This window comes from Pseudomonas sp. MNR3A, assembly GCF_009650575.1.
GTDB lineage: Bacteria > Pseudomonadota > Gammaproteobacteria > Pseudomonadales > Pseudomonadaceae > Aquipseudomonas > Aquipseudomonas machongensis.
In genome coordinates this window covers 33,296-58,580 of sequence record NZ_VZZS01000008.1, presented here as the reverse complement: position 1 = coordinate 58,580, position 25,285 = coordinate 33,296, and the positions used below count along the sequence as shown (strand labels likewise).

Genomic DNA, 25,285 nt, shown 5'->3' with positions numbered 1-25,285 from the left:
GTGGGAGTCACTGTCTTACTCAAAATCTAAAGGTCAGCCCAATCCCCTGTGGGAGCGGGCTTGCCCCGCGATCACCGGCGCAGCCGGTGCCATGCTCCGCGGTGTTCTTTTCGCGGGCAAGCCCGCTCCTACAGGAGACCTGTCGCGCTGCCGCGTTATAACCTAATAACCAACAATTCTATTTGGCTATAAAGAACAATCTATATCCTGCTGCCATCCGACAACGGGCTAGCGGGCAGATTGAGTAGCGTATGGATGTAGGTTCTTTCGGTTTCACCATTGCCGGGCTGGTCGTGGGCTTCATCGTTGGCATGACCGGCGTCGGCGGCGGTTCGCTGATGACGCCGATCCTGCTGTGGTTCGGTATCAATCCCGCCACCGCCGTGGGCACCGACCTGCTCTACGCGGCAATCACCAAGGCCAGTGGCGTCTGGGTGCATGCACGCAACAAGAACATCGACTGGAAGATCACCGGCTGGCTGAGCCTGGGCAGCGTGCCCGCGGCAGCGCTGACCCTGTGGTTCCTCAGCACCCTGCATGCCGATACCTCGGCACTCAACGCCATCATCAAGCAGGGCCTGGCGGTGGTGCTGATCCTTACCGCCCTGGCGATCCTGTTCAAGTCGCGCCTGCAGGCCTTCGCCAGCAAGCATGCAGGCGACCACTACCATCTCAGCGACCGCAGCCTGAACCTCCTCACCGTGATCACCGGTGTAGTGCTCGGGGTCATGGTCACCCTGACCTCGATCGGTGCCGGCGCCCTGGGCACCGTGGCGCTGTTCCTGCTCTACCCGTTCCTGGTGACCCGGCGCCTGGTCGGTACCGAAATCGCCCACGCCGTGCCACTGACCCTGGTCGCGGGCCTGGGCCATGCCGGCATGGGCAACATGGACTGGTCGCTGCTCGGCTACCTGCTGCTCGGCTCGCTGCCGGGCATCTACCTGGGCAGCCACCTCACAGGCCGCATCTCCGATCGTGTGCTGCGTCCCTGCCTGGCGGGCATGCTGCTGCTGATCGGCTACAAGCTGGCCTTCTGATCCGCCCCTCAGGCCGGGCCCAGGCGCATGCGCCAGACCTCGGTTCGGCTGAGTTCGAGCCGTGAGCACGGCGGGACATCGATACGCTGGTAGACCCCGAGCGAACTGCCGAGCACTTCGACCATCGCGGCGCGCATCACCATCGGGTGCGTGACCGCCCACCAGTCGCCCGGCGTGTCGAATACCTCCAGCCACTGCGCCACGCGCTTGTGCAGCGCGGCGAAGGACTCTCCACCATGGGGCGCCGCGTCCACGTCGACCTGCAAGCACGCCAGGGCTTCGCTCTGCTCGCGCTGCAACTGCTTGAGCGCAACGCCCTGCCAATGCCCCATGTCACAGTCGGCCAGCGCCGTCTCGATACGCACCTCGGGGGCGAGCCAGGCGGCGGTTTCACGGGCGCGCAGTTCGGGTGCGCTGAGTACTTGCACTCCGTCGGGCACAGCCTTCAACAGCGGGGCATCGCCCAGTACGGGATCGTCGGCCAGCGCAAATCGCCCGGTTTTCTGGGCGTGGGTCAGGGCATGACAGATCAGGGTCAGACGGACGGCTTTCACCTTGGAGTTTCTCTGGCAAATGAGGATTAGGGCATCGAGGAACGCTGCGCTAGGATCGTCAGTCTAACCCAGGCAATTAGCCATCAGAGTCGATTCGATGACCATCACCTCCCGCCCCCCTCCCGGTCCTGTCCTGCTCGCTCTGCGTGAAGGTACACAAGCCTGTCACAAGGCCCTGGAGGCGCGCCTGCCGTTTTTCAGCGAAGGTTTCGACCATGACGCCTATCGCCGCCTCATCGAGGCGTACTACGGCTTTCACGCACCGCTCGAAGCATTGCTGGCAACGCACCAGGGCAGTGAGCGCAACAAGGCTGGGGCGCTGTGCCGCGACCTGCAGGCGCTCAAGCTGAGCGCCGAGCAGATAGACGCGCTGCCGCTGTGCCGGGACTTGCCAGCCATCACCGATGAGGCCAGCGCGCTGGGTGTGATGTACGTAGTGGAGGGCTCCACCCTCGGTGGCCAGGTGCTCAGGCGTGCCATGGCGCAGCGCCTGGGTATCGACGCCGACAGCGGCGGTGGTTTTCTCGATGTGTATGGCAGCGCCACCGTCAGCCAGTGGCGCGGCTTTCTCGAACGCCTGGATCGGCACCCCCTGCCACCCGAAAATCAGGCCCGCACCGTGGCTGCGGCGGTCGCGACCTTCACCTGCTTCGAGCGCTGGCTGGAACAGCGCGCGGTGTTGTTGCACGCAGTTGACCGCTAAGTGCCACCATTAATCGACCTGTTCACGCTTCGTCTTCTGAAGTAACCAGTAACAACAAGGAAGTCGAAGCATGACCGATATGTCACGTCGCGCGCTGGTCGGCATGGGCCTTGCCCTGCCCTTTCTGGGTAAGCTCGGTGCGGTACAGGCCGCCCCCTCCGACCACGACCTGGTGCAGATCAATTTCAATGAAAGTCCCTGGGGGCCGAGTGCTTCGGCACGCCAGGCCATGGTCGAGGGTATCGCCCAGTGCGGGCGCTATCCGTACAAGGCGCAGTACCGCCTGATCGATCTGTTCGCGGCGCAGCATGGGCTTGAACCAGATCAGGTCCAGGTGTTCTGCGGCTCCAAGCTTGCACTGCAGCATGCGGTAATGGCCTTCACCCAAGGTGGCAGCCTGGTGATTGCCGAACCCTCCTACGAAGCACCTGTAGAAGCGGCCCGGAGCCTTGGCACCCAGGTGCATGCCGTGGCGCTGGACAAGCACCACGGCCATGACATCGACGCCATGCTCGCTGCCGACCGTGCACCAGGGATGATCTACCTGTGCAACCCCAACAACCCTACCGGCACCCTGACACCGCGACGTGACATCGAGCGCCTGCTGGCGAACAAGCCCGCCGGTAGCGTGGTGGTGGTCGATGAGGCCTACATCCATTTCAGCGATGCGCCAAGCTGTGTCGACCTGGTCCGCGAACACCCCGAGCTGCTGGTGTTGCAGACGTTCTCGAAACTCTATGGCATGGCCGGCGCGCGCCTGGGGCTGGCGGTCGCCCAGGCATCACTGCTGCAGCGGCTTGAGGTGTATGACGGCGAAAACGTCGCTGCCGCCCCAACCCTGCTGGCGGGGCTGGCAAGCCTTGCAGATCGTCAGTTGGTAGCGACCCGCAAGGCCCACAACACGCAACTTCGCCAGGCGACCATCAGCTGGCTTGGCAAGCGCGGCTGGCACTGCACGGAGAGCCAGGCCAACTGCTTCATGATCGACCTGCGCCAGTCCGCCCAGCCTATCGTCGAGCGCCTGGGCAAGGAGGGCGTGCTGGTAGGCCGGGTGTGGCCGAGCTGGCCGAACTGGATGCGGGTGAGCGTGGGCAACGAGGCAGACATGCAGCGGTTTCGCGAGGCGTTCGCCAAAGTGGTGACCTGAAAAACGTCACACGCCCTGTAGGAGCGGGCTTGTCCCGCGATCACCGGCGAAGCCGGTGCCATGCAGTGCGGTAAGACAGTTACCCCTACACAGGGACCACCTGTGTCTTGATATCAGAACGAAATATTCAACGCCGCAAACAGCGCCCTGCCCGGCTGGTTGTAGGTGTTGGCACCGGCGCTGCTGGCGTTGCCGCCGCGCAGGATCTGCTTGTCGAACACGTTGTTCACGCCCACCCGCACATCGTAGTTGGCGTTGAACTTGTACCCGGCACTCACATCCACCAGCCCATAGGCTTCGACATCCTTTTGCGCCGACTCGTCATAGCGCTCCTGGGTGCGGTAGTTCCAGGTCGGCGACTTCTGCTTGCCGAACCAGGTACCGGCCAGCTGCAGCGACAACTTGTCGGTCGCGCGCCAGTCCAGGGTGGTGTTGACCGTGTACTCGGGGATCACCGACAGCGGCTCGCCGGTCTCACGGTTGTCATTGTCGAGCATCCAGGTCAGGTTGGTGTTCCAGTCCAGGCTCGGGGTGAGCTCGACGAACAGGTTGCCCTCAAGGCCTTCTACCCGTGCCTTGCCGGCGTTTTCCCACTGGGTCACACGACTGCCGCCATTGATCGCGTAGACCACGTCGGTGCCGCCAATGATCTTGTTCTGGTAGTCGTTGCGGAAATAGGTCGCACTGGTACGCCAGGTGCCGCGGTCATACAGCAGGCCGATCTCCTTGTTGATGCTGATCTCAGGCTTGAGGTCGGCGTTGCCCTGCAGGTAGCAGCCGCCGGAGTTGGTCTGCTGCACGCTGCAGCCATTGCCGCGGCTGTAGAGCAGGTAGCTGGGGTTGGACTGGTACAGGTTCGGCGTCTTGTAGGCACGGGCGATGCCGCCCTTGAAGGTCAGTTCGTCGGTGATCTTGTGCGACAGGTTCAGGCTGGGGCTGAAGTTGTCGCCGAAGGTCTCGTGGTGATCGAAACGCAGACCCGGCGTGACGGTGGTCGCGCCAATGATGATGTTGTCCTCGACGAACAAGGCATGGCTGCGCGCCTGCATCTTCGAATCGCTGCGGTCGAAGCCTGCGATCACGTCGTTGCCAACGCCTGTCGGGTCGGAGCTTTGCGGACGGAACGAGCCCTGGTCGTTGAGGGTTTCATAGAGGTACTCGCCGCCAACGGTCAGCACGTGCTCCGTGGCGCCCACGGCGAACGGCAAGTTGACCTCGCTCGACAGACGCGTGTTGCGCAAGCGCGAGAATGCCGCATCGTTGCCGTCGATCGCCCCTTCGGTACGCCCGGCCATGCCCTCGTTCAAGCGCCAGTTGCGCACGTACTCATAAGCCAGCACGGTCTTGCTGGTGCCCCAGGTGAAGTCGCCCAGGTGCGTCAGGTCGTAGGTGTTGCGCTGCATCACGTTGGTCTCGTGGCCATACAGGCTGGAGATCAGTTGCGCGTTGCCACCGCCGTTGCTGTTCATGGTGTCGCCAGCGTAGATATTGCCCTGGCGGCTGTAGCCTGCGCTCATCTCCAGGCGATGCTCGTCGTTGAGCTTCCAGCTCAGCAGGCCGTTGATATCCTTGTTGCGCACACCCTCGCGCCCGGCCACGGTCGAGCTGCCAGCGTGTGCGGCGTTGATGTCCAGGTCGTCGGCGTCGGTCTTGGCCAGGCCGCCGTAGAGACGGAACCCCAGGTTGTCGGTCAGGCCACCACCGAGGTTGAAGTTGGTCCGGTGGCTGGCGCCCTCGGCGCTGTCCTCCGGCATCAGGGTATACAGGCTGACGCTACCCTTGAGTGCTTCGCTGGGGCGCTTGGTGATGATGTTGACCACCCCGCCCATGGCGCCCGAGCCATAGCGCGCAGCTGCGGGGCCACGCAGGATCTCGATGCGCTCGACCGCTTCGGCCGGCACCCAGTTGGTCTCGCCGCGGGTATCGCGGTCGCCGTTCCAGCCATAGCGCACCGAGTTGCGTGCACTCGATGGCTTGCCATCGATCAGGATCAGGGTGTTTTCCGGGCCCATGCCGCGCAGGTCGATCTGCCGGTTGTTGCCACGGGCGCCGCTGGCACTGTTGCCGGTGAGGTTGACCCCCGGTTCGCGGCGGATGATGTCGGACAGGTCATTGGCCGGCGGGCGGCGCTTGATGTCCTCTTCGGTGATGACCGACGATCCCAGCGCCTGGCGTGCCTCACGTTCGGCGGTCACCAGCGTGTCTTCGATGACCAGCGCCTGCTCGGCGAATGCTGAAGTCGTTGCCACAGGCGCGGCCAGGGCAACGATGGCCAGCGCCAGGCGGTGCGGGGAAGGTCGGGTGTGCATCGGTACATCTCCTGAAATCGTGTGCGAGAAGCAAGCCGCGCCCCGGTCGGCAGGCCCCTCGCCCACCGGCCCGGCAAAAAGGCGGGTCCGTCAGGGATGGCGAATATAACGATTCTCAAATAGGTTTAAATCTTATTTACGAAATTTACAGATTGCCCGTAAACCCGCCTGGCAGACACCCGCACCCGAGGCGGGCTAGACCAGCACCGCGCCCAGAGCATTGATGGCCTGCACCAGCTGTGGTGCGTCACCCTGTACCCGTACCGCCAGCCCTTCGATCTCGCGACGGACCGGATACTGCTTGCGCAGCAGGTCGAATGCCGCACGTTGCTCGGTGGGATCCTCGCTCAGGCTGCGACGAAAATCCGCATCGTCGCGACGCGGGTCGTAGACCGCACGGCACAGGGTTGCCAGCGCCCAGGCCGGGTCGGCGCTGGCATCGAAGTCCAGGCGTGCCAGCGCTGGCGACGGCAGCAGGTCGGCCAGGTGCACCTGCTCCGGCAAACCTTGCGAACGGCAGAAGGCCTGGTAGATCTGCGCGGTCCCGCGCTGCTTGCCATCGAGGCTGTAGCCGGCGATATGCGGCGTGGCCAGGGTGCACAGGTCGGCCAGCGCCAGGTCGACCTGCGGCTCGCCCTCCCAGACATCCAGCACCGCGTGGACATCCTCGCGGTCCAGTAGCAGCTCGCGCAGGGCGTCGTTGTCCACCACCGGCCCGCGGCTGGCATTGATCAGCCAGGCACCTGGGCGCAGGCGGGCCAGTTGCCGCGCACCGAGCAGATGCCAGGTCGGATGTTCGCCGCCGCGTTGCAGCGGGGTATGCAGGCTGATGGTGTCACACTGTTCAAGCAACCTGTCCAGGCTGACGAAGTCGCCCTCTTCGCTGGCTGCGCGCAGCGGATCGCACACCAGCACCTGCCAGCCCAAGCCCCGCAGTACACGGACCAGACGCCCGCCCACCTCACCGGCTCCAACCACGCCATACACCCGCTTGGGCAGCTCCACGCCATCGAGCTCGGCCAGGGTCAGCAGGCTGCCCAGCACGTAGTCCACCACGCCGCGGGCGTTGCAGCCAGGCGCGCTGCTCCAGTGGATGTCGGCCTGAGCGAAGTATTCGAGATCAAGGTGGTCGGTGCCGATGGTGCAGGTGCCGACGAAGCGCACCTTGCTGCCTTCGAGCAGTTGCCGGTCGACGCGGGTGACCGAGCGCACCAGCAGCAGATCGGCATCCCTGACGCAGGCTGCATCGATGGCCCGGCCAGGGTAACGGCGGATTTCACCGAATCCGGCGAAGAAGGCATCGAGCAGCGGGATATTTTCGTCGGCAACGATCAGCATGGGCGCTCTCCTTTCAGGGGAGCGCAGTGTAGGCGCTGTGGCCTGTGCGATCCAGCTCAGTCGGCCTTCTTGCGAATCCAGTACAGGTAGGTGCCGGCGTCTTCCTGCTGTTGCACCAGCTCATGGCCGAGGAAGGTGCAGAACTTGGGGATGTCGCGGCGGGTCGAGGGGTCGGTGGCGATGACCTTGAGCAGGCCGCCAGCAGCGAGGTTGCGCACGTGCTGATGCAGCATCATCACCGGCTCCGGACAGTTCAGGCCGGTGGCGTCGAGGGTCGCGTCTGGAGTGAAGTCGGTCATGGTGGGCTCCGCAAATTGTGGGGTATTGTCGCGCAAACCGCGTGCAGGTCAAACAGGGGCCGCAGTACGGCCCCGATCGTCTCAACGCGGCTTGAGGTCGAGCCGGCGAAGGTGGCAAGTGACCTCTTCGCGGTCGTGGTACAGCTGTTTGCAGGCTATCGACACCTTGACCTTGCGCGCCTTGAACGAGGCCTCGATGCGATCGAGCAGCTTGCGCACCTCGGCGTGACGCTGCTTCATCGGCAGCTTGAGGTTGACCACGGCCTCGCGGCACAACCCCTCGCCCAGCCAGGTTTCGATCAGCGAGGCCGTGCGGGCGGGCTTCTCGACGATGTCGCAGACCATCCAGTCAACGGTCTGCTTGGGCTTCCAGGTAAAGCCATCGGCCATCAAATGCTGCACCAGCCCCGTATCCATCAGGCTTTCAGCCATCGGGCCGTTGTCGATGGCGGTGACCAGCATGCCACGCTTGACCAGCTGGTAGGTCCAGCCACCCGGTGAAGCGCCCAGGTCGACGCCGGTCATGTCGTCGTTCAGGCGTTGGTCCCATTGATCGCGCGGGATGAACTGGTGCCAGGCTTCCTCAAGCTTGAGGGTCGAGCGGCTCGGCGCCTCGCGCGGGAACTTCAGGCGCGGGATGCCCATCGGCCACAGCGCCGAATTGCCCGCTTCGGCCAGGCCGAGAAACACCCGTCGGCCACTGATGAACGTCAGCAGCAGGCGTGGCTTGCTGGCATCCTCGACCAGACGCCCCGCCTTCTCCAGCGCCTTGCGCAGCGGCACCTCGAATTTGCGGCAGAAGGTCGACAGCTCCTTGCCGTCGTTGCTGTCGAGCACCTCCAGCCACAGGCTGCCACACACCGGCAGGCCCGCCAGGTGCTCGAGCAGCACACTGATCCGGTCAGTTTCCGGCAGCTCGACGAAGTCGCCGCGCGCCCATTGGCGCGGGAAGATCAGCCGGTCGAAGCGCAGCTCACGCATCAGGCGTTCGGCACCGCCTTCGTCGAGGCAAACGAATTCGGCGCTGGCGCTCTGCGGCTTGCCCTTGGCATAGCCGGCCACGCCCAGGTGCGCGGCGTGTTCGCTGATTTCGGCGCAGACCTCGCCCTCGAAGCCGGGCCGGCAATGCATGAACAGGGTATTCATCTCTTACTCCACATCACTGGCGCAGACAGCGCCAGGGCGGCGAATGATAAAGGAAGTTCGGAACCTGCGACATGCCCCGCAGGTCCAGAACAACGTCAGGCCCGCCAAAGCGGTCTAACCTGATTGTTCAGCCTGGCCCGTGCCGTGCGGGCCGATACAGAGCGGTGATACCGGTAACCACGACTGCCGGGCACCGGAGCACAAGGAGTTGGCAATGCCCTCGCTCGATAGCCTGAAAACCCTCAAGACCCTCCAGGTGGCCGACCGCGCCTACCACTATTTCAGCCTCACCGAGGCCGCCAGCCAGTTGGGCGACCTGCAACGCCTGCCCATGTCGCTCAAGGTCCTGCTGGAAAACCTGCTGCGCTGGGAAGACGGTGAAACCGTCACCGGCGACGACTTGCGAGCCCTGGCCGGCTGGCTGCAAGAGCGACGCTCCGACCGCGAGATCCAGTATCGACCTGCGCGGGTACTGATGCAGGACTTCACCGGCGTGCCCGCCGTGGTCGACCTCGCCGCCATGCGCGCGGCCATGGCCAAGGCGGGCGGCGATCCCCAGCGGATCAACCCGCTGTCGCCGGTTGACCTGGTGATCGACCACTCGGTAATGGTCGACCGCTACGCCACCGCCGAAGCCTTCGAACAGAACGTCGACATCGAGATGCAGCGCAACGGCGAACGCTACGCCTTCCTGCGCTGGGGCCAGAGTGCCTTCGACAACTTCCGCGTGGTGCCACCGGGCACGGGGATCTGCCACCAGGTCAACCTGGAATACCTTGGCCGCACCGTGTGGACCCGCGAGGAAGACGGGCGCACCTACGCCTTCCCCGACACCCTGGTCGGCACCGACTCGCACACCACCATGATCAACGGCCTGGGCGTGCTCGGCTGGGGTGTCGGTGGCATCGAGGCGGAGGCGGCGATGCTCGGCCAGCCGGTGTCGATGCTGATCCCCGAGGTGATCGGTTTCAAGCTCACCGGCAAGCTGCGCGAAGGCATCACCGCCACCGACCTGGTGCTGACGGTCACGCAGATGCTGCGCAAGAAGGGCGTGGTCGGCAAGTTCGTCGAATTCTATGGCGACGGCCTGGCCGACCTGCCGCTGGCCGACCGCGCCACCATCGCCAACATGGCGCCGGAATATGGCGCCACCTGCGGCTTCTTCCCGGTCGATGACGTCACCCTCGACTACCTGCGCTTGTCCGGTCGCCCCGACGAGACCGTGCAACTGGTCGAAGCCTACTGCAAGGCCCAGGGTCTGTGGCGCCTGCCTGGCCAGGAACCGCTGTTCAGCGACAGCCTGGCGCTGGACATGCACGAGGTCGAAGCCAGCCTCGCCGGGCCCAAGCGCCCGCAGGACCGAGTGGCGCTGTCCAAGGTCAGCCAGGCCTTCGACGGCTTCATCGAACTGCAGCCCAAGCCCTTGGCCAAGGAGGTCGGACGCCTGGAAAGCGAAGGGGGTGGCGGTGTTGCCGTGGGTAACGCCGACCAGGCCGGCGAGATCGACTACACGCACAACGGCCAGACCCACAAGCTGCGCGACGGCGCCGTGGTGATCGCGGCCATCACCTCCTGTACCAACACCTCCAACCCCAGCGTGATGATGGCCGCCGGGCTGGTCGCCAAGAAAGCCATCGAGAAAGGCCTGGCTCGCAAACCCTGGGTCAAGAGTTCGCTGGCGCCAGGTTCGAAAGTGGTCACCGACTACTTCAAGGCGGCCGGCCTTAGCCCCTACCTCGATCAGTTGGGCTTCGACCTGGTCGGCTATGGCTGCACCACCTGCATCGGCAACTCGGGCCCGCTGGACGAGGCCATCGAGAAGGCGATCGGCAGCGCCGACCTGACCGTGGCGTCGGTGCTGTCGGGTAACCGCAACTTCGAAGGCCGGGTGCACCCGCTGGTCAAGACCAACTGGCTGGCCTCGCCACCGCTGGTGGTGGCCTATGCCCTGGCCGGCAGCGTGCGCGTGGATCTCACCCAGGATGCCCTGGGCACTGGCAAGGACGGCCAGCCGGTATACCTGCGCGATATCTGGCCCAGCCAACAGGAAATCGCCGACGCGGTGGCCAAGGTCGATACCGCCATGTTCCACAAGGAGTATGCCGAGGTGTTTGCCGGTGACGCCCAATGGCAGGCCATCGAAGTACCCCAGGCCGCTACCTATGTCTGGCAGGACGACTCCACCTACATCCAGCACCCGCCGTTCTTCGACGATATCGGCGGCCCGCTGCCGGAAATAGCCGACGTGCACGGGGCGCGCATTCTCGCGCTGCTCGGCGACTCGGTGACCACCGACCACATCTCTCCAGCCGGCAACATCAAGGCCGACAGCCCTGCCGGTCGCTACCTGCGCGACAAGGGCGTGGAGCCGCGCGACTTCAACTCCTATGGTTCACGTCGCGGCAACCACGAAGTGATGATGCGCGGCACCTTTGCCAACATCCGCATACGCAACGAAATGCTCGGCGGCGAGGAAGGCGGCAATACGCTGCATGTGCCCAGCGGCGAAAAACTGTCGATCTACGATGCCGCCATGCGCTACCAGGCGCAAGGCACGCCGCTGGTGGTGATCGCCGGGCAGGAATACGGCACCGGCTCCAGCCGCGACTGGGCCGCCAAGGGCACCAACCTGCTGGGGGTCAAGGCAGTGTTGGCCGAGAGCTTCGAGCGTATCCACCGCTCCAACCTGGTAGGCATGGGCGTTCTGCCCCTGCAGTTCAAGGCTGGCGACGATCGCAAGCGCCTGGGCCTGACCGGCAAGGAGCGCATCGATGTGCGGGGGCTCAGTGGCGCACAGATCCGCCCGGGCATGAACCTGCAGTTGCGCATCCTGCGCGAGGATGGCCAGCAACAGGAGATCGAGGTGCTGTGCCGGATCGACACGCTCAATGAAGTCGAGTACTTCAAGTCGGGCGGGATTCTGCACTACGTGCTGCGACAACTGATCGCCGGTTGAAGGGAAGGCATCGCGGGTTCGCCCGCGATGCCTCTGCGACGTGTCCTGGCGCCCTCGGGGTGAGTCAAAGCATCATATCGATTTGCCACCTACCGGATTTCCGATGTCGCCTGCCCACTGGATCGTCCTCGCCCTGCTTGGTCTGGGCTATGCCCTGGCCCTGTTCCACGGCCACCTGGGACTCGCCGCCCTGCCCGCCTTGCTCGCCCTGTGTTGTACCGCACTGCTGGTGCGACGACCCGCAGGCTGGCAACGAGTGCTCGGGCACGGCTTGTTCATCGTCCTGGCCCTTGCCCTGGCGTTGCACTGGTTGCCCGGTTTCCAGGGGGCAAAGGTCATCGACAAGGTGGTGTTCAGCGAGGGCGCGCTGCCGTTCTCCATGTACCTGAACCTGGACAAGCCGCTGATCGGCTTCTGGATTCTGCTGGCTTGCCCCTGGATCCTGAGCCTGCTCGGGCGCGGTCTACTGCCAAGCCTCGGGCTGGTATTGCCGCTGACACTGCTGGCTTGCCTGGGTGGCGCCTGGTCGCTTGGGATAGTGGGTTGGGCGCCGAAATGGCCGGAACAGACCTGGATCTGGGCCCTGAACAACCTGCTGCTGGTCAGCCTGACCGAAGAGCTGCTGTTCCGCGGCTATATCCAAGGTGGGCTGCAACGCCTGTTCAGGCACCAGGGGCTTGCATTGATCGTGGCCGCGCTGTTGTTCGGCCTGGCGCATCTGGGGAGCGGCTGGCAGTGGTTCTACCTGGCAAGCCTTGCAGGCATCGGTTACGGCCTGGCGTATCGACTCGGCGGCTTGAGCGCTGCGGTCTTGTGCCATTTCGCTGTCAACCTGACCCATTTCGCACTGTTTACCTATCCGATGCTGGCCCCAGGCTGAACAACGAGTCATGATCGGACCATAACGTCATAAATCGTTAAAAATGCTGACATCTTGAGTGCAAATGCAACCAACGAGCCGCTTCCCTAGCTGATGGCTCATGGCCACTTATTGCTCCAGATCAAGCAAGTTAAATATTCATTCAATAAAACCATGGGCTTGCCGATACCTGTCGAAAGCCTTGCGGATTGAACAGCCAATGCGTAACAACCAGCCGATTACCCAGAGAGAACGGACTTTCCCTGCCCAGCAGCGGTTGATTTCCACCACCAACGCCAAAGGCGTGATCACCTACTGCAACGATGCTTTCATCGAAATCAGCGGTTTCTCACGCGAAGAGCTCACGGGAGCGCCACACAATCTGGTACGCCACCCTGACGTGCCCCCAGCAGTGTTCGCCCACATGTGGCAGACCCTCAAGCAGGGCCTGCCGTGGATGGGGATCGTCAAGAACCGCTGCAAGTCGGGCGACCATTACTGGGTCAATGCCTACGTCACGCCGATCTTCGACAACAACCAGGTCGTCGGTTTCGAGTCGGTGCGGGTCAAGCCCACGGCCGAACAGATCCGTCGCGCCGAAGCGCTTTACCAGCGTCTGAACCAGGGCAAGTCGGCAGTGCCGCGTCGTGACAAGTGGTTGCCGGTACTGCAGGACTGGCTGCCGTTCATTCTCATCAGCCAGATCGGCTTCCTCATCGGCAACTGGCTCGGCCACTCCTGGGGCTTTGCCCTGGCTGCTGCCGTTTCTGTTCCCCTCGGCCTGCTTGGCCTCACCTGGCAGCAGCGCGGCCTCAAGCGCCTGTTGCGTCTGGCCGAACAGACCACTTCCGATCCGCTGATCGCGCAGATGTTCACCGACAGCCGTGGCGTGCAGGCACGCCTGGAAATGGCCATGCTCAGCCAGGAATCACGCCTGAAAACCTGCCTCACCCGGCTGCAGGACAGTGCCGAGCACCTGAGCGAGCAGGCGCGCCAGTCCGATGTGCTGGCGCACAAGAGTTCTTCGGGGCTGGAGCGCCAGCGCGTGGAGACCGAGCAAGTCGCCGCTGCCGTCAACCAGATGGCTGCCACGACACAAGAAGTGGCGAACCACGTGCAGCGCACCGCCGATGCCACCCAGGAAGCCAATCGCCTGACCAGCCAGGGCCGTCAGATCGCCGGGGAAACCCGCGAAGCCATCGAACGCCTCTCCGCAGCGGTGGGTGAAACCGGCCAGACCGTCACCCAGTTGGCCAAGGACAGCGACGAGATCGGTGGTGTGGTCGATGTGATCAAGGGCATCGCCGACCAGACCAACCTGCTTGCGCTCAATGCTGCCATCGAAGCGGCCCGCGCCGGCGAAATGGGCCGGGGCTTCGCCGTGGTTGCCGACGAAGTGCGCCAGCTGGCGCAACGTACCGCCGAATCCACCGGACAGATCCACGGCCTGATTGCCAAGCTGCAGCAGACTGCCAGCAATGCCGTGCAAACCATGGAGACCGGCCACCGTCAGGCCGAGGAAGGCGTCGAGCGAGTGATGCAAGCCGACCAGGCGCTGGTAGGGATCAGCGAAGCGGTGGCCAACATCACCGACATGGCTACCCAGATCGCTGCTGCCACGGAAGAACAGACTGCAGTGGCGGACGAGATCAGCCGTAACATCAGCACCATAGCCGATCTGGCCGACCAGACGGCAGAGCAGGCGCAGCATTCGGCACTGCTCAGTGAAGAACTGACCAGTACGGCTGGAACGCAGTACTCGCTAGTGGAGCGGTTCAACCGCTGAGTGACAAAAAAGGGGCTGCGTGAGGCAGCCCCTTTTTTTACCAGTCCAGACTCAAACGGCTCTGGAAATACCGCTTTTCACCCGTCAGCGGATCGTCGAACCCTAGACTTTGCGCCAGCAGTTTCAATGGCCGCTCGTAGTCGTCCTCGCCCTCGAGCAATGTCGGATAGAACGGGTCGTTGCTGATCGCGGCGCCCAGTGCCGCCATGTGCACTCTCAACTGATGGGTCTTGCCGGTCACGGGCGAGAGCCCGTAACGCCACAGGTTACCGTTCTTCTCCAGGACTTCGGCCAGGGTCTCGCTGTTCGCCACCCCTTCGACCTCACGCATGCGAAAGAACGGCTCACCATGCTCCAGCCGACTACGGTGCACCAACGGAAACTCCCGCGTCGGCAGCGCAGCAGCGATGGCCTGGTAGCGCTTGTCGATGCGCCGCTCGGGAAACAGCCGCTGATAGGCGCTGCGCGACTGCGGATTGGACGAGAACAGTACCAACCCCGCCGTATGCCGGTCGATGCGGTGCAGCGGCACCAGGTGGGGATTGTCCAGACGACGGATCAGGCGTCGCAGCAGGGTGTGCTCGACATATTCGCCCGTGGGTGTGACTGGCAGGAAATGCGGCTTGTCCGCCACCACCAGGTGCTCATCGCAATGCAGGATCGTTTCCTCCACGGGAATGGGCCTTTCATTGGGGACTTCACGAAAGTAATGCAGACGCATGCCACGGCGGTAAGGCAGATCGGCCGCCACTGCCCTGCCCTCGGCATCGAGCACTCGCCCTCGACTGAAGCGATCGAGCCATTGGTCACGGCCAATGCCCTTGAAGTGATCGCACAGGCAATCGAGGACCGTGATCCAATCGCCAGGCGGCAAACAAACGGTACTGGCTTGCTGGTGAGCTGGGTCGAACGGCGTGGACATGGCAGGCTCTGTAATCAATGAGCGGGCATTATCGCCAATGCCCGCTCACTCAACCAGCCTCGCCAACTTGCTCACAACGCGACTTGAGCCAGCGCAACACCTGCACCGCCTCCCAGCGTCCGGCATCATAAAGGGCGTAGACCACCCCCTCGTAGCCAACGACATCCAGCGGGCGATGAAAGCCTGCGCGCTGGAACAGTGCCTCGATCTCGGCAAAGCAGGTATTGAAATGGACCTTGCCGAACGGAGTACGGTCGTCGGTCACCAAGCCCTCCATGCGCAGCTCGAGCACCGCATCGCACACCGCTTCCGGGGGCATGCGGTTGACGCTGTACTTCAGTTGCTCGACATTGTGCATCGCCTCACCCCAAATACTGTATCTTTATACAGCATACGAATACCGTGGCCATTCCGTCAATTCGCAACAGCTCATTGCAAGCCTGGCAGGTGGCCGGTCCCCTTGCGAACAGTCATTACCTGGCGCCTGGGGTTGTCGCGTGAAATGGCCAGGTGAACCCAGGTGTCGAATTCCAGGATCAGTTGATCGAACACAATGCAACTGTCGCGAATGCATTCGGCCAGTTGCCGGGGCGTCATCGTTTTCACGCACATGTCGGCGGCCAGGCCGAGGCAATGCGCACTGTTGCGCACGCCGCCCACAAGCTGGTTGACGGTTTCATTGCGAAAACCGCTGGTGATCTGGATCGGGGAGTCGATCAAGGCTCGCACCTCTTCGAGCACCCCGCACAGCAAGCGCAGATTGGCCAAAGCCTCGGGATCGGGATCGTTGGGTATAGCGTTGTGCGCGGCGGCCAGCGAAAACGTCATCTCTTCGAGCGTGAAGTTCGGCGTAAGAAACATGATGTGTCCCCGGGTGATCGGCTGTATCGGGCCAGCATCATCGACCAGGACCACACCGGACGGGATGAAGGAAACGCTCCCCCCTACCTGTCACTTGAGGAACGCCGCCACCTGCTGCGCGTCGAACGGCCAGAGCAGTTCGGTGCCGCTGTCGCAGCGACGCAAGACAGGGATGATCAAGCCGTAACGCTCGAACATGGCTTCATCATCGGCGATATCAACCAATTCGACCCACAGCCCGTGCTCGACGAACGGCATCAACACAGCCTCGGCGACTTCACACAAATGGCACCCCAAGGTGCCGAACAATTGGCATTCAGGCAGCATTATCAGTTCCCGGGCCCAGTGAAGAGACGCTCATTCTAGGCCCGCCGGGAGCCGCCTGCATCTGCTGCTCAATCCTGACTGGTAGCGCCGATACGGTGCAGGGACAGGTCCGCCCCCTGGAACTCCTGCTCATGGCTCAAGCGCAAACCATGTACCGCCTTGACCAGCCCGTACACGGCAAAGCCACCAGCCAAGGCCACCAGTACGCCTGCCAGGCTGCCAAACAACTGGCTCGCCAGGCTGACACCGCCCAGCCCTCCGAGCGCCGACTGGCCGAAGATACCGCACGCCAAACCGCCCCAAACGCCGCATACACCATGTAGCGGCCATACGCCAAGTACATCGTCGACTTTCCAGCGATTCTGCGAGGCAGTGAAGCACCACACGAACAGTGCTCCCGCCACCAGCCCGGTCACCAGCGCGCCAACCGGGTGCATGAGATCGGAACCGGCACACACCGCCACCAATCCGGCCAGTGGGCCATTGTGCAGGAAGCCCGGGTCATTGCGCCCGACCAGCAAGGCCGACAGCGTGCCGCCGACCATCGCCATCAGCGAATTGATCGCCACCAGGCCGCTGACACCCTCCAGGGTTTGTGCACTCATGACGTTGAAGCCGAACCAGCCGATGATCAGGATCCACGACCCCAGCGCGAGGAACGGGATACTGGAAGGAGCGAAAGCCACCAGCCGTCCATCACGGTACCGTCCGCGACGGGCACCGAGCAGGATGACGGCAGCCAGCGCCAGCCAGCCGCCCATGGCATGCACCACCACCGAACCGGCAAAGTCATGGAACGGTGCGCCAAACCGGGCTTGCAACCAGGCCTGGACGCCCAGGTTGCCGTTCCACACCGCCCCTTCGAAGAAGGGGTAGACGAAGGCCACGATCAGCGCGGTGGCACATAACTGCGGGGCAAAACGTGCACGCTCGGCGATGCCTCCGGAGATGATTGCCGGAATCGCCGCAGCGAAGGTCAGCAGGAAGAAGCACTTGACCAAGGCATAGCCATGATCGCTGGCCAACTCCGCAGCCGGCTGGAAAAAGCTGACGCCATAGGCGATCCAGTAGCCGATGAAGAAATACACCAGCGCCGAGACGGCGAAGTCGCTGAGAATCTTGCACAGGGCATTGACCTGGTTCTTGTGCCGCACGGTACCGACCTCGAGAAAGGCGAAACCCGCGTGCATGGCCAGGACCAGAATGGCCCCCATGAGGATGAACAGGGTGTTGGAGCCATGGACGAGTGAGTCCATCGCGCTATGCATGTTTTCCATGGAATGGGCAGACCTGCTGAAAAGTGCACCAGGACAGTTCAGAAACCTTGCTCGCGCACCTGATCGGTGCCTGCCGTGCGCCCCGTTTTGGGGGAGCGGCTACACAGGGAGTGGTTTTTTCTTGGGTTTGTCGTGGATTGGGTTAAGGTTTATCGGTGTCGGCCAGGGCCTTGCACGCATACGGGGCAGCGCCCGGCATCGACGCCCCGCGACACGGCAGAACAAAGCAAACGCCGTACCAGCGACAAGTGGTGAACCTTCCGCCACACTCATCACTCGAAATAGCCACACACATCGACAGGGAGAGACCCAATGGCCAGCAAATCGGCAAAGACTGCACAAGAGATCTTGATGGCTGACTTCCAGGCACTGGTGCGCGACACCGAGAAATTGCTCGCCGACACCGCCAATCTGGCGGGCGACCAGGCCGACGAGCTGCGTGGCCAGATCCACGATCGCCTGCAGCAGGCCCGCGAAAGCCTGCAACTGACCCAGGACTCGGTCCGCGAGCGCGGTCAGGCAGCGCTGGGCAGTGCCGAGGAGTACGTACAGGAAAACCCATGGCAGGCCATCGGCATCGCAGCCGGTGTCGGGCTGCTGGTCGGCCTGCTCGCCAGCCGCCGCTGAGGAGGACGCATGGACAACGACGCCATCGGCGCCGGCGCTTCCGGCAGACGCCTCGGCGCGGCCATCCTGGGGCTGCTGCACAGCCACATCGAACTGTTCGGCATCGAATTGCAGGAGCAGAAAGGCCGTACCCTTCGCCTGCTGCTGTTCGCAGGCCTGGCACTGGTATTCGCCCTGCTCCTGCTGACCGCGCTCTCCGGGCTGATCCTGGTACTGCTGTGGGACAGCTACCGATTGGCCGGCATCGTCGGCCTTTGCGTGTTCTACAGCGCCGCGGCACTCTTTTGCGGCCTGCGCCTGAAGGCCGCTGTGTTCGATGAATCTTCACCGTTCAACAGCACCCTCGAAGAACTCGCCAAGGACCGGGAGCGCCTGTTGCCATGAGCCTGCCTGAACTGCCTAATACCCGTAATCCTCGCGAACTGCGCAAGGCGCTGCTACGCCTGCGTCTGGAAATGCACCGCCAGGAGATCCGCCACGAGTCCCGTCAACTGCTCGAGCCGGTCCAGCGCCTGCGCGGCATGGGCGCATCGGTCCAGGATGGCCTCGGCATCAAGCACGCCCCGCTGTGGGGCCTGGGTGTCGTGGTCGCCATGGGCTTTCTGACCGGAAAGGGCGTGCGCAGCGGCAACCTGGCGCGCCTGGTGCGCCTGGGTGGCAGCCTGGCCCCTCTGGTGCGCCTGTTCCTGCAGAACGGCCGTCATCGCTGAAACGAGGCGCCCGCCGCTTGCGCGGGCGCCCGTGACACGGGAAGCTATGGCCACCATCTGACGGGAGATCGAGCCTTGGACTGGCATACCCTGCTCAACCGCGAACGCCTCGGCAAAGCCTTGTACAGCCCCGAAGAACTGGGCCGCAGCCCATTCCACAAGGACCATGACCGCATCATCTTCTCCGGCGCCTTCCGCCGCCTGGGGCGCAAGACCCAGGTCCACCCGGTGTCCAGCAACGACCACATCCACACCCGCCTCACCCACTCCCTCGAAGTCAGTTGCGTAGGCCGCTCGCTGGGCATGAGGGTCGGCGAGACCCTGCGCGCCAACCTGCCCGACTGGTGTGCACCAAGCGACCTGGGCATGATCGTGCAATCGGCCTGCCTGGCTCACGACATCGGCAACCCACCGTTCGGCCACTCCGGTGAAGACGCCATCCGCCACTGGTTTCAGCAGGCAGCGGGCCGTGGGTGGCTCGACGACATGAGCGACGACCAACGTGCCGACTTCCTCAACTTCGAAGGTAACGCCCAGGGTTTTCGCGTGCTCACCCAGCTGGAATACCACCAGTTCGACGGCGGCACCCGCCTGACCTACGCCACCCTCGGCACCTACCTCAAGTACCCATGGAGCGCCCGTCATGCCGACGCGCTGGGGTACAAGAAACACAAGTTCGGCTGCTACCAGAGCGAACTGCCGCTGCTGCAGCAGATCGCTCACAAGCTGGGCCTGCCACAGCTCGAGGAACAACGCTGGGCTCGTCACCCGCTGGTGTACCTGATGGAGGCCGCGGACGACATCTGCTACGCGCTGATCGACCTGGAGGACGGCCTGGAGATGGAGCTGCTGCAGTACGCCGAGGTCGAGGCGCTACTGCTGGACCTGGTCGGTGACGACCTGCCCGACACCTATCGGCAACTGGGCCCGGCGGATTCTCGTCGGCGCAAGCTGGCCATTCTGCGCGGCAAGGCCATCGAGCACTTGACCAACGCCGCCGCCGAGGCCTTCGTCGAACAGCAACAGGCACTGCTGGCCGGGCATCTGGCAGGGGACCTGGTCGAGCACATGCACGGACCGGCCAAGCACTGTGTGCTGCAGGCCAAGGATATCGCGCGCAAGAAGATCTTCCAGGACAAGCGCAAGACCCTGCACGAGATCGGCGCCTATACCACGCTGGAGATCCTCCTCAATGCCTTCTGCGGCGCAGCGCTCGAGCAACACGGTGGGCGCACGCCGTCATTCAAGAGTCGTCGTGTGCTGGACCTGATCGGCAACCACGCCCCCGACCCACACGGCACCCTGCACAACGCCTTCCTGCGCATGATCGACTTCATCGCTGGCATGACCGACAGCTACGCCAGTGAAATGGCTGGAGAAATGACAGGACGCTCCAGCCCTCATTGACAGACAACGAGGGACGGTCAGCCGCAGCTTGCCGTCCCTCTTGAAAGAAACTTCCTACGCAACCACTGCGCCATTAAATACTCAGAAGAATAATTTGAGATTTAGTGACTTTCTCGTCTTGACTCCTTACAAAACTCATACATATCCAAGCTGCGTGTAGTACTTGGACGTAGGTCTTTTCCCATATATGGCGTTACGCCTAGCCTCTCATGCGCGAAGGCGGTCAACTGCGATAAGGTTTTGTTTGCATCTGACAATCGCCGACTGGGAAGTTGATATGAGCTCCATATTTATTGTTGATGACCACCCCGTGATTCGCCTGGCCATTCGCATGTTGCTGGAAAATCAGAGCTACAAGGTCATTGGCGAATCTGACAACGGCGTCGAGGCCATGCAGATGATCCGTGAGACCCAGCCTGACCTGGTGATCCTCGACATCAGCATCCCCAAGCTCGACGGTTTGGAAGTCCTGGCACGTTTTCAGACCATGGGGCTGCCACTGAAAGTGCTGGTACTGACGGCACAGTCGCCTGCGTTGTTCGCGATCCGTTGCATGCACTCAGGCGCTGCCGGATTCGTATGCAAGCAGGAAGATCTGAGTGAATTGCTCAGCGCAGTCAAGGCCGTACTTTCTGGTTACAACTACTTCCCCAGCCAGGCAATGAACCCCCACCAGGAAATATCCGCTCGTGACATGGATCTTTTCCGACAAGTTAACGACAGAGAGTTGATGGTTCTTCAACTTTTCGCACAGGGGCGCAGCAACAAGGAAATAGCCAAAGGCATGTTCCTCAGCAACAAGACTGTCAGCACCTACAAAAAACGCCTGATGCAGAAGTTAAGGGTCGATACCTTGGTCGACCTGATCGAAGTGGCCAAGCGCAACGCGCTGGTCTGAGGTGGATCATGCCGAGGTACATCGCCTGCGTGCTGCTGACCCTGCTCAGCCTGGGTTGCCAGGCTCAAACGAAGCAGGAGCCCGCCCCCAGGAAACTCAACCTGCTGGTCCGCTCCACCTCCGAAGCAACCGTGCCAGCTTTTTCGACCGCGCAGCAGCAATGGCTGCAATGCCGCACCAGCCTGACACTGGGAACCTCCGCGCCCAACAATCCGCCCTTCGACGTCACCAATGGCAGCGAATATCAAGGCTTGACAGCGGAGTATGCCGGCCTGATCGGCAGGGCACTGGGGCTGGAAATAAAGGTGCTGCGCTTTAATCATCGCCAGGACGCAGTGGAAGCACTCAAGGCCGGGCGCATCGATCTGCTTGGCAGTGCAAACGGCTATGAGGCCGCGGTCGAGGGGGTGGCGCTGTCCAAACCCTACGCTGTAGATCGCCCCGTTCTGGTCACCCGCGAAGACGAGACACGCCCCCTCGACCTGGGGCTCGCCGACTTGCGCCTGAGCACGCTCTATCATTACCTGCCGCTCGAGGATATACATGCGCTTTACCCGCAAGCCCAGCTGAAAACCTTCGGTTCCACCTCCGAAGCGCTGAACGCTGTCGCATTTGGCCAGGCCGACGTCTTTCTCGGCGATACCATTTCGACTCACTTCCAGCTTACCCGCGGTCATCTGCCACAACTGCGCATGAGCAATTTCGGCAAGCACGAAGCCGTGGGCTTCAGCTTTGCCGTGCGTGCCCAGGATCAGCTGTTGATGGGCCTGATCAACACCATCCTGGACAGCCAGCCGGCCAGCGTCAGGAATTCGATCTTCAAGCGCTGGAGCGCGGGCAGCGACCTGCTGCTTACCGATCGTCGGCTGCAACTGACGCCGCGCGAGCAGCAATGGCTACATGATCACCCGAGCATGCGCGTGGTGGTAAACGATACCTCGGCTCCCCTGTCATTCTTCGACGGCAACGGCCATTTCCGCGGTATCACTGCCGACCTGCTGGAGCTGGTTCGACTGCGCACCGGCTTGCGTTTCGAGATCCAACGCGCTACCGGGATAAAGGAAATGATCCAGTCACTCGCGCAGGGCAGTGCTGACCTGATTGCTGCACTTGCCATCGCATCGCCTGCCCGAACAGACCTGCAACTCAGTCGCCCGTATCTCGAGAGCCCCTATGTACTGGTTACCCGCAGCGGCCGACCGTACACGTCGCTGGAACATCTGAATGGCCGCCGGGTCGCCGTTACACGACATACCTCCCCCTCCGTCCTGCTGGCGACGGCACACCCGAAGATCCGACTGATCGAGACCGAAAGCACTTTCTACTCCATGGCCCTGCTGGGCAGCGGCGCCGTGGACGCAGCCATCACCACGCTGCTGGATGCCAACCACGCCATCGCCGCCAACAACGATCTGGTGATCCGCAGCACCGTCGGCAACGACCCGGCCACCTTCTCCATGGCCAGCGTCAAGGACGCCAGCCCCCTGGCCTCCATCCTCGACAAAGCCTTGCTGAGCATCACGCCTGAAGAGCTGGGTGTCATCAACAGTCGCTGGCGCGGTTATGCATTGCACGATGGTGGCCAATGGCGCGAGTACCAGCGTCTGGTGCTGCAGGTCGTGCTGGGGATCGGCATCCTGCTGTTACTGGCGCTGGCCTGGAACGCCTACTTGCGACGCCAGATACGGCAGCGTCGCCGGGCAGAACGCGCCTTGAACGATCAGCTCGAGTTCATGCGCGCCCTGCTCAATGGGACCCCTCACCCGATGTACGTACGCGATCGCGAAGGACGGTTGCAAAGCTGTAACGACAGCTATCTGGAGGCCGTCGACGCGAGTGCCGACGCGGTCATGGGCAAACTGCTCCATGAAAGCCTGTTCAGCAACTGCGACTATACCCGGCAGATCCAAACCGACTATCTGCAAGTAATGGAAGCAGGCACGCCGCTGATCATCGACCGCCCCCTGCGCCTTAAAGACCGCGAACTGACCATCTACCACTGGATCCTTCCCTACCGCGACTCGCTGGGCGAAGTGCAAGGCATCATCGGCGGCTGGATCGACATCAGCGAACGCCGCAAGCTGATCCAGGACCTGCGCCTCGCGAAACAGCAGGCCGACGATGCCAACCGGGCCAAGAGCACCTTCCTGGCGACCATCAGCCATGAAATCCGCACGCCGATGAACGCCGTCATCGGCATGCTCGAACTCGCGGCCAGACGCGCCGATCAGGGGCAGTTGGACAAAGCGTCGATCGAGGTCGCCTATCATTCGGCCAGGGACCTGCTCGGGCTGATTGGCGATATTCTCGACATCGTCAGAATAGAGTCCGGGCATATGTCCCTGAGCCCCGAACCGATCGATCTGGCATCCCTGATCGAATCGGTACGACGGGTATTCGAAGGTCAGGCCCGAGAAAAAGGCCTGCTGCTGGAAGTGGTCATAGATCCCTCGGCACGTTGCCACGCCCTGCTCGATCCACTGCGTTTCAAGCAGGTGCTCTCCAACCTGGTCAGCAACTCGATCAAATTCACCAACGATGGCCATGTACGCATCAAAGCCTCGGTGCAGGAAAGCGAGCGCGACATGCTCGAGCTGGAAGTGCGCGACAGCGGGATCGGCATTCACGATGACGACTTGCGACGGTTGTTCACCCCCTTCGTACAGGTCGACCCACAGAGCGAAAGCGCCCGTGCCGGCACTGGGCTGGGCCTGGCGATCTGTCGCACCCTGTGCGAAATGATGGGCGGCCAACTGGCGATCAAGAGCCTGCAGGGCGTGGGTACCCAGGTACGACTGCTGATGCCGCTGCAGCGCGTGGCACCGCCCCCGGACAGCGTCGTGCGGCCCCCGCACATAGAGGCACCCGACACGCGGCTCAGGGTTCTTGTCATCGACGACCATCCCGCCAACCTGCAGTTGATGGCCCAGCAACTGACCTACCTGGGGCTCTGGCATGACAGCGCCCGCGACGGTCAGGAAGGGCTGGAAAAATGGCGGCACACAGACTTCGACGTGCTGATCCTGGACTGCAATATGCCGCGCATGAATGGCTACCAACTGGCAGAAGTCCTGCGCAGTGAAGAACGCCAACGAGGCAAGACGCCTTGCACCATTCTCGGCTACACCGCCAACGCCCAACCGGAAGTGCGCCAGCGTTGCCTGAACGCCGGCATGGACGACTGCCTGCTCAAGCCCATCAGCCTGCAAACCCTCGGCTTGCATCTGGCCAGCGTGAGCCCCTCGCAACGGCGGCAATCACAAGAACCTTTCGACCTCGACGCACTGGCGAAGATCGTCGGTGACCGCTGCGAGGACCGGGCAAGAATGCTGGCTACACTGCAACTGAGTCTCGAGCAGGACCTCACTCTACTGATGGCCCTGGACCCCGAGCACGACGCACAGGCCATCGTCGACCAGGCGCACAAGATTCTTGGCGTGGCACGCATGTTGGACGCAAAGGGATTGATGGAGGCTTGCCAGGCGCTGGAAACAGAGGGTATGTCGTCGACGCAACTGAAACTGCGTCGCCAGGCACTGGCGCGGCAGATGCGCCGCATAGAAAAGGCCTTGGCCGGTCAGCGTTGCCGACCAGCCAAGGCACAGTGACGCGGGATCAGGAAGCCGAGTTGATCGGCTTGTCCGGATACCAGGCATCCAGCAGCGGGCTGACTTCGATCTTGGTGAGCTCGCTGCGGCCTTTGAGCCACGCCTCGACAGTGGCGCGCTGCTCTTCGCTGACCGAGCCACGCTTGGCCAGGCAGACCAGGCCGAAGTCATCACCACCGACATAGTCCAGGCCGTTGGCGTCCATGGCTTCTGCCAGGAAAGCGTCGAGGAAGGCATCGATGGCTTCGTCGGACAGGTCTTCCTTGAAGTCCAGGTTCAGTTCGAAACCCAATTCCTGGAATTCATCCACGCACAGCTTCTTGCGCAGACGACGGGAACGGTTGGTAGCCATTGAAACAATCCTCTTGAGTAATTACGCGCGGCACTTTACCAGTTTCCGCGCCAGAGCGGCGCTTTTGTGTCGAACCTGCCCACAAACAGCACGCTTGGGGCATAATGCGCACTATATTTCGCCAAGGGGCCATCATCTCTTACAGCCCCGTCGTCCCTTTCC

The 25,285-nt window shown here is 62.8% G+C and carries 23 protein-coding genes; 12 read left to right on the top strand and 11 right to left on the bottom strand.

The window, feature by feature from the left end; genetic code table 11:
• The first annotated feature begins 251 nt into the window (after nucleotides 1–251).
• Complete coding sequence (locus F6X62_RS05650; RefSeq protein WP_054892440.1) at nucleotides 252–1,037, top strand: sulfite exporter TauE/SafE family protein; 786 nt, start codon at nucleotides 252–254, stop codon at nucleotides 1,035–1,037.
• An 8-nt stretch (nucleotides 1,038–1,045) separates the two neighbouring features.
• On the opposite strand, the gene F6X62_RS05645 is transcribed toward F6X62_RS05650, so the two are convergent.
• Nucleotides 1,046–1,591: a histidine phosphatase family protein gene (locus F6X62_RS05645; protein ID WP_153772925.1), complete on the bottom strand. Its 546-nt coding sequence runs from the start codon at nucleotides 1,589–1,591 to the stop codon at nucleotides 1,046–1,048.
• Nucleotides 1,592–1,688: 97 nt separating this feature from the next.
• Between F6X62_RS05645 and F6X62_RS05640 the strand changes: the two genes are divergently transcribed.
• Nucleotides 1,689–2,294, top strand: a complete 606-nt coding sequence (locus tag F6X62_RS05640) for a biliverdin-producing heme oxygenase (RefSeq protein ID WP_153772924.1) — start codon at nucleotides 1,689–1,691, stop codon at nucleotides 2,292–2,294.
• A 70-nt stretch (nucleotides 2,295–2,364) separates the two neighbouring features.
• A complete protein-coding gene (locus F6X62_RS05635) occupies nucleotides 2,365–3,441 on the top strand; it encodes a pyridoxal phosphate-dependent aminotransferase (protein WP_153772923.1) in 1,077 nt (358 codons plus the stop codon).
• Between the two features lie 113 nt (nucleotides 3,442–3,554).
• On the opposite strand, the gene F6X62_RS05630 is transcribed toward F6X62_RS05635, so the two are convergent.
• The 4 genes from F6X62_RS05630 to rlmM all read right to left on the bottom strand — a co-directional run bounded on the left by F6X62_RS05630 (nucleotide 3,555) and on the right by rlmM (nucleotide 8,533).
• Nucleotides 3,555–5,750, bottom strand: a complete 2,196-nt coding sequence (locus tag F6X62_RS05630) for a TonB-dependent siderophore receptor (protein ID WP_153772922.1) — start codon at nucleotides 5,748–5,750, stop codon at nucleotides 3,555–3,557.
• A gap of 195 nt (nucleotides 5,751–5,945) precedes the next feature.
• Entirely contained in the window at nucleotides 5,946–7,088 is a 1,143-nt protein-coding gene (pdxB, locus tag F6X62_RS05625) for a 4-phosphoerythronate dehydrogenase PdxB (protein ID WP_153772921.1), read from the bottom strand.
• A gap of 56 nt (nucleotides 7,089–7,144) precedes the next feature.
• The gene (tusA, locus tag F6X62_RS05620; RefSeq protein ID WP_054892445.1) at nucleotides 7,145–7,387 is read right to left on the bottom strand and encodes a sulfurtransferase TusA; all 243 of its coding nucleotides are present in this window, start codon (nucleotides 7,385–7,387) and stop codon (nucleotides 7,145–7,147) included.
• Between the two features lie 81 nt (nucleotides 7,388–7,468).
• Nucleotides 7,469–8,533: a 23S rRNA (cytidine(2498)-2'-O)-methyltransferase RlmM gene (gene rlmM, locus F6X62_RS05615; RefSeq protein ID WP_054892446.1), complete on the bottom strand. Its 1,065-nt coding sequence runs from the start codon at nucleotides 8,531–8,533 to the stop codon at nucleotides 7,469–7,471.
• 214 nt (nucleotides 8,534–8,747) lie between these two features.
• Between rlmM and acnA the strand changes: the two genes are divergently transcribed.
• The 3 genes from acnA to F6X62_RS05600 all read left to right on the top strand — a co-directional run bounded on the left by acnA (nucleotide 8,748) and on the right by F6X62_RS05600 (nucleotide 14,134).
• Complete coding sequence (gene acnA, locus F6X62_RS05610; RefSeq protein ID WP_153772920.1) at nucleotides 8,748–11,489, top strand: aconitate hydratase AcnA; 2,742 nt, start codon at nucleotides 8,748–8,750, stop codon at nucleotides 11,487–11,489.
• Nucleotides 11,490–11,592: 103 nt separating this feature from the next.
• Nucleotides 11,593–12,369 carry a CPBP family intramembrane glutamic endopeptidase gene (locus F6X62_RS05605; protein WP_153772919.1) on the top strand — a complete coding sequence of 259 codons (777 nt, stop codon included), beginning with the start codon at nucleotides 11,593–11,595 and terminating at the stop codon, nucleotides 12,367–12,369.
• A gap of 199 nt (nucleotides 12,370–12,568) precedes the next feature.
• Nucleotides 12,569–14,134 carry a PAS domain-containing methyl-accepting chemotaxis protein gene (locus F6X62_RS05600; RefSeq protein ID WP_153772918.1) on the top strand — a complete coding sequence of 522 codons (1,566 nt, stop codon included), beginning with the start codon at nucleotides 12,569–12,571 and terminating at the stop codon, nucleotides 14,132–14,134.
• Nucleotides 14,135–14,171: 37 nt separating this feature from the next.
• Here the strand turns inward: F6X62_RS05600 and F6X62_RS05595 are convergent, their stop codons facing one another.
• From F6X62_RS05595 to F6X62_RS05575, 5 genes are all read right to left on the bottom strand, one after another.
• Nucleotides 14,172–15,056 (bottom strand): pseudouridine synthase, encoded by an 885-nt coding sequence (locus F6X62_RS05595; protein WP_153772917.1) that lies wholly within the window; start codon nucleotides 15,054–15,056, stop codon nucleotides 14,172–14,174.
• A 49-nt stretch (nucleotides 15,057–15,105) separates the two neighbouring features.
• A complete protein-coding gene (locus F6X62_RS05590) occupies nucleotides 15,106–15,414 on the bottom strand; it encodes a hypothetical protein (RefSeq protein WP_054892451.1) in 309 nt (102 codons plus the stop codon).
• Nucleotides 15,415–15,485: 71 nt separating this feature from the next.
• Nucleotides 15,486–15,917 (bottom strand): D-Ala-D-Ala carboxypeptidase family metallohydrolase, encoded by a 432-nt coding sequence (locus F6X62_RS05585; RefSeq protein WP_153772916.1) that lies wholly within the window; start codon nucleotides 15,915–15,917, stop codon nucleotides 15,486–15,488.
• A gap of 90 nt (nucleotides 15,918–16,007) precedes the next feature.
• Complete coding sequence (locus F6X62_RS05580; protein ID WP_063544014.1) at nucleotides 16,008–16,244, bottom strand: glutaredoxin family protein; 237 nt, start codon at nucleotides 16,242–16,244, stop codon at nucleotides 16,008–16,010.
• 68 nt (nucleotides 16,245–16,312) lie between these two features.
• Nucleotides 16,313–17,521 carry an ammonium transporter gene (locus tag F6X62_RS05575; protein ID WP_153772915.1) on the bottom strand — a complete coding sequence of 403 codons (1,209 nt, stop codon included), beginning with the start codon at nucleotides 17,519–17,521 and terminating at the stop codon, nucleotides 16,313–16,315.
• Between the two features lie 312 nt (nucleotides 17,522–17,833).
• Here F6X62_RS05575 and F6X62_RS05570 point away from each other — a divergent pair, with 312 nt between their 5' ends.
• The 6 genes from F6X62_RS05570 to F6X62_RS05545 all read left to right on the top strand — a co-directional run bounded on the left by F6X62_RS05570 (nucleotide 17,834) and on the right by F6X62_RS05545 (nucleotide 24,771).
• A complete protein-coding gene (locus tag F6X62_RS05570) occupies nucleotides 17,834–18,148 on the top strand; it encodes a YqjD family protein (RefSeq protein ID WP_054892453.1) in 315 nt (104 codons plus the stop codon).
• Nucleotides 18,149–18,157: 9 nt separating this feature from the next.
• Nucleotides 18,158–18,532 carry a phage holin family protein gene (locus F6X62_RS05565; protein ID WP_054892454.1) on the top strand — a complete coding sequence of 125 codons (375 nt, stop codon included), beginning with the start codon at nucleotides 18,158–18,160 and terminating at the stop codon, nucleotides 18,530–18,532.
• Complete coding sequence (locus F6X62_RS05560) at nucleotides 18,529–18,858, top strand: hypothetical protein (RefSeq protein WP_054892455.1); 330 nt, start codon at nucleotides 18,529–18,531, stop codon at nucleotides 18,856–18,858. The genes F6X62_RS05565 and F6X62_RS05560 overlap by 4 nt, the downstream gene beginning before the upstream one ends.
• A gap of 75 nt (nucleotides 18,859–18,933) precedes the next feature.
• On the top strand, nucleotides 18,934–20,265 hold the full coding sequence (locus tag F6X62_RS05555; RefSeq protein ID WP_125930368.1) for a deoxyguanosinetriphosphate triphosphohydrolase: 1,332 nt from the start codon (nucleotides 18,934–18,936) through the stop codon (nucleotides 20,263–20,265).
• A gap of 277 nt (nucleotides 20,266–20,542) precedes the next feature.
• Complete coding sequence (locus tag F6X62_RS05550; protein ID WP_063544006.1) at nucleotides 20,543–21,163, top strand: response regulator transcription factor; 621 nt, start codon at nucleotides 20,543–20,545, stop codon at nucleotides 21,161–21,163.
• An 8-nt stretch (nucleotides 21,164–21,171) separates the two neighbouring features.
• Nucleotides 21,172–24,771, top strand: a complete 3,600-nt coding sequence (locus F6X62_RS05545) for an ATP-binding protein (RefSeq protein WP_153772914.1) — start codon at nucleotides 21,172–21,174, stop codon at nucleotides 24,769–24,771.
• 7 nt (nucleotides 24,772–24,778) lie between these two features.
• Here F6X62_RS05545 and F6X62_RS05540 read toward each other — a convergent pair whose 3' ends face one another.
• Nucleotides 24,779–25,123 carry a YggL family protein gene (locus tag F6X62_RS05540; protein WP_054892459.1) on the bottom strand — a complete coding sequence of 115 codons (345 nt, stop codon included), beginning with the start codon at nucleotides 25,121–25,123 and terminating at the stop codon, nucleotides 24,779–24,781.
• Between the last annotated feature and the right edge of the window lie 162 nt (nucleotides 25,124–25,285).